The sequence below is a fragment of the Streptomyces sp. 13-12-16 genome (genome assembly GCF_002114215.1).
In the GTDB taxonomy this organism is placed as follows: Bacteria; Actinomycetota; Actinomycetes; order Streptomycetales; family Streptomycetaceae; genus Streptomyces.
Genome location: NZ_NCTE01000060.1, coordinates 21,068 through 27,430 on the forward strand (window position 1 = coordinate 21,068; position 6,363 = coordinate 27,430).

General features: G+C 71.6%; 8 protein-coding genes. All 8 read right to left on the reverse strand.

Annotation, left to right across the window (positions count from 1 at the left end; all coding sequences use genetic code 11):
* Positions 1-87: 87 nt before the first annotated feature.
* Positions 88-579, reverse strand: a complete 492-nt coding sequence (gene yajC, locus B7767_RS02830) for a preprotein translocase subunit YajC (protein ID WP_085570703.1) — start codon at positions 577-579, stop codon at positions 88-90.
* Positions 580-744: 165 nt separating this feature from the next.
* A complete protein-coding gene (gene ruvB / locus B7767_RS02835; protein WP_085570704.1) occupies positions 745-1,818 on the reverse strand; it encodes a Holliday junction branch migration DNA helicase RuvB in 1,074 nt (357 codons plus the stop codon).
* Positions 1,819-1,846: 28 nt separating this feature from the next.
* On the reverse strand, positions 1,847-2,452 hold the full coding sequence (gene ruvA, locus B7767_RS02840; RefSeq protein ID WP_085570705.1) for a Holliday junction branch migration protein RuvA: 606 nt from the start codon (positions 2,450-2,452) through the stop codon (positions 1,847-1,849).
* A complete protein-coding gene (gene ruvC / locus B7767_RS02845) occupies positions 2,449-3,015 on the reverse strand; it encodes a crossover junction endodeoxyribonuclease RuvC (protein ID WP_085570706.1) in 567 nt (188 codons plus the stop codon). Before ruvC ends, ruvA begins: the two co-directional genes overlap by 4 nt.
* Before the next feature lie 108 nt (positions 3,016-3,123).
* Positions 3,124-3,876 carry a YebC/PmpR family DNA-binding transcriptional regulator gene (locus tag B7767_RS02850; protein WP_085570707.1) on the reverse strand — a complete coding sequence of 251 codons (753 nt, stop codon included), beginning with the start codon at positions 3,874-3,876 and terminating at the stop codon, positions 3,124-3,126.
* A 48-nt stretch (positions 3,877-3,924) separates the two neighbouring features.
* A complete protein-coding gene (pdxT, locus tag B7767_RS02855) occupies positions 3,925-4,530 on the reverse strand; it encodes a pyridoxal 5'-phosphate synthase glutaminase subunit PdxT (protein WP_085570709.1) in 606 nt (201 codons plus the stop codon).
* On the reverse strand, positions 4,524-5,435 hold the full coding sequence (gene pdxS / locus B7767_RS02860) for a pyridoxal 5'-phosphate synthase lyase subunit PdxS (RefSeq protein ID WP_073933758.1): 912 nt from the start codon (positions 5,433-5,435) through the stop codon (positions 4,524-4,526). Before pdxS ends, pdxT begins: the two co-directional genes overlap by 7 nt.
* A gap of 141 nt (positions 5,436-5,576) precedes the next feature.
* Positions 5,577-6,119 carry a hypothetical protein gene (locus tag B7767_RS02865; protein WP_085570708.1) on the reverse strand — a complete coding sequence of 181 codons (543 nt, stop codon included), beginning with the start codon at positions 6,117-6,119 and terminating at the stop codon, positions 5,577-5,579.
* Positions 6,120-6,363 lie beyond the last annotated feature (244 nt).

Consider the following 6,363-nt stretch of genomic DNA (forward strand, 5'->3'; position numbering starts at 1 on the left):
GGGCGGCCATGACATGGTGTCGGGACTCCGTGCGAGTCGGGCATGTCCCGGGGCGCGCGGGTGCTACCCGCGCGCCCCGGGCCACGACTACTTCGCGTCGGAGTCGCCGTCGGACTTCTTCGACTGCGCGTCCGCCTTCGCCTCGTCGGCGTCGGCCGGCTCGTCGGCCGCGTCCTTCTTGCCGAGGTCGACAGGCGTGTCGTCGGAGGCGGCGGCAGCGTCGGAGGAGTCGTCGGTCTCGGTGAGGGAGGAAGCGTCGTCGGGGACGAGGTCGGCGTCGGACTTCAGGTCGTGCTCGATGCCGTGGACGATGCGGTTGTACTCCTCGTCGGTCAGGACGGCACCGATCGAGTTCTTGGCGAACAGCAGCTCCACACCCGGGCCGGCGTCGAGGAGGACCGTGTCCTCACTGACCTCCTTGACCGTGGCGTACATGCCCCCGATGGTGCGGACGCCGGAACCGGGCTGCATCTGGTTCCGCATGTCGATGGCCTGCTGCTGCTTCTTCTTGGCCGACCGGGTCATCAGGAACATGGCCCCGATGAGCACAATGAACGGGAGGAGGGTCAGGAGACTCACGGGTCGGAACTTCCTTCACACGACCGCGATGGTGAACGGCCTGATGGTTGGGGGTATGTACTGCCGCCGACAAGGGTGGCATCGGCGGAGTCTAAGCGAGTCCGCGCGCAGGGAACAACGCTCAGCATGGCACCGGGGTTCCTGCCCGGGCCATCGTCCTCGCCGTCACGCCCCGAACAGGTCCCCTTGTCCGTTTCCGGGGGTCCCCGAGCGGGGCGGCGTGAGGCCGAGATGCGCCCATGCCGCCGGAGTGGCGACCCTCCCGCGCGGGGTGCGGGCGAGCAGGCCCTCCCGTACGAGGAAGGGTTCGGCCACCTCTTCCACGGTCTCACGTTCCTCCCCGACCGCGACGGAGAGCGTGGACAGGCCGACCGGTCCGCCGCCGAACAGCTTCAGCAGGGCCTCCAGTACGGCCCGGTCCAGCCGGTCGAGGCCCCGGGCGTCGACCTCGTAGACGGCGAGGGCCGCCGCGGCGATGTCCTTGGTGATCACCCCGTCGGCCTTGACCTGCGCGTAGTCGCGGACGCGGCGCAGGAGGCGGTTGGCGATGCGGGGCGTGCCGCGGGAGCGGCCGGCGATCTCCGCGGCGCCGGCCGGGTCGATCTCCACGTCGAGGAGGCTCGCCGAGCGGTGGACGACCCGCTCCAGCTCGGCGGGCTCGTAGAACTCCATGTGCGCGGTGAAGCCGAAGCGGTCGCGCAGCGGGGGCGGCAGCAGGCCGGCCCGGGTGGTGGCGCCGACCAGGGTGAAGGGGGGCAGTTCGAGGGGGATGGCGGTGGCGCCGGGGCCCTTGCCGACGATCACGTCGACGCGGAAGTCCTCCATCGCCATGTAGAGCATCTCCTCGGCGGGCCGGGACATGCGGTGGATCTCGTCGAGGAAGAGCACCTCGCCCTCCTGGAGGGAGGAGAGGATCGCCGCGAGGTCGCCGGCGTGCTGGATGGCGGGGCCCGAGGTGATGCGGATGGGGGCTTCCATCTCGGCGGCGATGATCATCGAGAGGGTGGTCTTGCCGAGACCGGGGGCGCCGGAGAGCAGCACGTGGTCGGCGGTGGCGCCCCGCGCGCGGGCGGCGCGCAGCACGAGGTCGAGCTGTTCGCGGACCTTCTCCTGGCCGATGAACTCGCCCAGGTCCTTGGGGCGCAGGGCGGCCTCGACCGCCTGGTCCTCGCGGTCGGCGACGGAGCCCACCAGCCGCTCGCCGGTGGCGTCGGTGCCGGTGGTGTCGTCCCAGTTCATGTGCGTGTGCCTCAGCTCTCCGTACGGGCTATCGGGCGCGGTTCAGCGTCTGCAGGGCCGCCTTCAGCAGCTGCCCCACCTGCGGGGTGCCCTCGGCGGCCTCCGCCTGGGGTGCCACGGCGGACACGGCCTCGTCGGCCTCGCGGGTCGCGTACCCGAGGCCGATCAGGGCGGCGTGCAGCTGGTCGCGCCAGCCGCTGGTGACCGGTGCGCCGACGGCGGGGGCGCCGAGGGGCTCGCCGAGGCGGTCCTTGAGCTCCAGGAGCAGTTTCTGGGCGCCCTTCTTACCGATGCCGGGGACGGCGGTCAGCGTCTTCTCGTCCCCGGTGGCCACGGCTCTGCGCAGGGCGTCGGGGCTGTGCACGGCGAGCATCGCCTGGGCCAGCCGGGGGCCCACGCCGCTGGCGGTCTGGAGCAGCACGAAGACCTGGCGCTCGTCGTCGTCGGCGAAGCCGTACAGGGTCAGCGAGTCCTCGCGGACGACGAGGGAGGTGGCGAGTTTCGCGGGCTGTCCGACGCGGAGCGCGGAGAGCGTGTTCGGCGTGCACTGGACGGCCATGCCGACCCCGCCGACCTCGACCACCGCGGTGTCGGGAGCGAGGGCGGCGACCGTGCCGCTGACGAAGGCGATCATGTCGTACGGCCTTTCGATGGGCGCGGGGCGTGTGGTGCGCGGGGGGTTCTGGAGGCGTGCAGGGCGGCGGCCTGCCGGAGCCGGTTCTGCGCGGGGGCGCGCCAGATGTGGCAGATGGCGAGCGCGAGGGCGTCGGCGGCGTCGGCGGGCTTCGGCGGCGCGTCCAGCCGCAGCAGGCGGGTGACCATGGCGCCGACCTGGGCCTTGTCGGCGCGGCCCGAGCCGGTGACGGCGGCCTTGACCTCGCTGGGCGTGTGCAGGACGACGGGGATGCCGCGGCGGGAGGCGCACAGGATGGCGACGGCGCTGGCCTGGGCGGTGCCCATCACCGTACGCACGTTGTGCTGGCTGAAGACGCGCTCCACGGCGACGACCTCGGGCCGGTGCTCGTCCAGCCACCGCTCGAGGCCCTGCTCGACGGCGACGAGGCGGTGGCCGAGGTCGGCGTCGGCCGGCGTGCGGACGACGCCCACGCCGAGCATGGTGAGCGGCCGCCCGGCGACGCCCTCCACGACACCGACACCGCACCGGGTCAGCCCGGGGTCCACCCCCAGTACGCGCACGTGCCACCCCTTTTCCCTCGATCACCTGTTCGTGCAGGCTATCGGGTGCCACTGACAGAGCGGCGGGCCGACGGAAGTGTCCCGCCGGCCCGCCGAGCAGTGGACGCGTTACGCGTCGACCTTCTCCATGATCTCGTCGCTCACGTCGAAGTTGGCGAAGACGTTCTGCACGTCGTCGCTGTCCTCCAGCGCGTCGATGAGCTTGAAGATCTTCTTGGCGCCCTCCTCGTCCAGTTCGACCTGCATGGTCGGGACGAAGTTGGCCTCGGCGGAGTCGTAGTCGATCCCGGCGTCCTGCAGAGCGGTGCGCACGGCGACCAGGTCGGTGGCCTCGCTGAGCACCTCGAAGTTCTCGCCGAGGTCGTTGACCTCCTCGGCACCCGCGTCCAGGACGGCGGCGAGGACGTCGTCCTCGGTCAGCTCGCCCTTGGGGACGATCACCACGCCCTTGCGGTTGAACAGGTAGGACACCGAGCCCGGGTCGGCCATGGAACCGCCGTTGCGGGTCATCGCGACACGCACGTCCGAGGCGGCACGGTTGCGGTTGTCGGTGAGGCACTCGATGAGCACCGCGACACCGTTCGGACCGTAGCCCTCGTACATGATCGTCTCGTAGTCGGCGCCACCGGCCTCGAGACCGCCACCGCGCTTGATGGCGGAGTCGATGTTCTTGTTCGGCACCGACTGCTTCTTGGCCTTCTGGACGGCGTCGTAGAGGGTGGGGTTGCCCTCCAGGTCGACACCGCCCATACGCGCGGCGACCTCGATGTTCTTGATCAGCTTCGCGAAGAGCTTGCCGCGCTTGGCATCGATCACGGCCTTCTTGTGCTTCGTCGTGGCCCATTTAGAGTGGCCGGACATCTGCCTGTCTCCTTCGCGTAACCCATCTCTGCAACGAACGCAGGAATCCTACAAGGACTCGGCCGTCCGGTACGCGCGCACCATGTCGACGAAGAGGCCGTGCACGCGGTGGTCGCCGGTCAGTTCCGGGTGGAACGACGTGGCCAGCGCGTTGCCCTGGCGGACGGCGACGATGTGGCCGCCGTGCTCGGCGAGCACCTCGGCGCCGGCGCCGACGGACTCCACCCAGGGGGCGCGGATGAAGACGCCCTCCACGGGACCGCCCTCGACGCCCTTGACCTCGACCGCGGCCTCGAAGGACTCGTTCTGCCGGCCGAAGGCGTTGCGGCGCACGATCATGTCGATGCCGCCGACGGTCTCCTGGCCCGAGCGCGGGTCGAGGATCTTGTCGGCCAGCATGATCATGCCGGCGCAGGTGCCGTAGACGGGCATGCCCTCGCGCACGCGCGCGCGGAGGGGCTCCAACAGGCCGAAGAGGACCGCCAGCTTGGAGATCGTGGTGGACTCCCCGCCGGGGATGACCAGGCCGTCGACCTCGGCGAGTTCCTCGGGACGCCTGACCGGCCTGGCCACGGCGTCGGCCGCGGCCAGGGCGACGAGGTGTTCCCGTACGTCGCCCTGGAGGGCCAGGACACCGATGATCACGGTCACCAGCCGCGGTTGGCGTAGCGCTCGGTCTCGGGGAGGGTGTCGCAGTTGATGCCGACCATGGCCTCGCCGAGGTTGCGGGACGCGTCCGCGATGATCTTCGGGTCGTCGTAGAAGGTGGTCGCCTTGACGATGGCGGCGGCACGCTTCGCCGGGTCGCCGGACTTGAAGATGCCGGATCCGACGAAGACGCCCTCGGCGCCGAGCTGGCGCATCAGCGCGGCGTCGGCCGGGGTGGCCACGCCGCCGGCGGAGAAGAGGACCACGGGGAGCTTGCCCAGCTCGGCGACCTCCTTGACCAGCTCGTACGGGGCGCGCAGCTCCTTGGCGGCGGCGTACAGCTCGTTGTTGTCGTAGCCGCGCAGGCGGGCGATCTCGTTCTTGATCTGGCGCAGGTGGCGTACGGCCTCGACGACGTTGCCGGTGCCGGCCTCGCCCTTGGAGCGGATCATGGCGGCGCCCTCGGCGATCCGGCGCAGGGCCTCGCCGAGGTTGGTGGCGCCGCAGACGAAGGGGGTGGTGAAGGCGAACTTGTCGCTGTGGTTGACCTCGTCGGCCGGGGTGAGGACCTCGGACTCGTCGATGTAGTCGACGCCGAGGGACTGCAGCACCTGGGCCTCGACGAAGTGGCCGATGCGGGACTTGGCCATCACGGGGATGGAGACCGCGCCGATGATGCCCTCGATCATGTCCGGGTCGGACATCCGGGCCACGCCGCCGTCCTTGCGGATGTCGGCGGGGACCCGCTCCAGGGCCATGACGGCGACGGCGCCGGCGTCCTCGGCGATCTTGGCCTGCTCCGGCGTGACGACGTCCATGATCACGCCGCCCTTGAGCTGCTCGGCCATGCCGCGCTTCACACGGGCGGTGCCGGTCTCGGGACCCTGGTTTTCGGAGAGCGTGCTGGACACGAATGACCTCGCTGAGGGGAAGGAGGGGGTTTCTGCAGCACTGAGGAAACGTGAACGGACCAGGCCACAGCAAGGGCCAATGGGAAGCCGGTGGATCCTTTTCGGTCGGCGGCGGTCCGGCCGGGTGGCCGGATCCCGCCGTTACGCGGCCCGTTCGACCAGGGCGGTCGGCGGCTCGTCGTCCATCTCGAAGGCCATCGGGAAGGGCGCGTGTCCGGCCAGCCGGAACCAGCGCACCTTGCGGTGCCGGCGCAGCGCCCGTGCCGCCCGTACGGCGTCGTTGTGGAATCGGCGGGCCATCGGCACCCTGCGCACCGCCTCGGCGAGCTCCAGGGCCGCCTCCTCACCCCCGGGGGCCTCCCGGACCGCGTCCACCTGGTGCGCGTCGCCGAACACCGCGCGCAGCGCCTGGCTGAGCTCGCTCTCCGCGACCTCGCGCTGCTCCTCGACCGACTGCCGCGCGGCGTGCGCGGCCTCGTAGAGCACGATCGAGGCGGCGGGGTCGAGCACGCCCGAGGTGGCCAGTTCCTGCGCCACGGAGGCACGGCGCAGCAGTTGGGCGTCGAGCGCGGCCCGCGCGGCGTCGATCCGGGCGTGCAGCCGGTCCAGGCGGCCCGCCGTCCAGCTCAGGTAGAGGCCGATGACGACGAGGGCGACGAGGATCCAGATGAGGGTTGCGGTCACGGGCGGCAAGGCTACCGGGGCACTCTTCGGGGGCTGCGCCCCCGCACCCCCTGCGGCCCCGCACCCAGGCCCCGTCCCGCCCCTTCACGTGGCCCGCCCGGAGAACGGACCACGTGCCCGGGGCCCTCCGCGGGAGTGCGTGCCGGGCGCCGCGCGGCAGGCGGGAACGGTCCGGGCAGGCCCCGGGCCTGCCCGGCGGATCAGGCCGGAGGGAACCGGCGGCGCCTCGCGGCCCGGGTGAGCG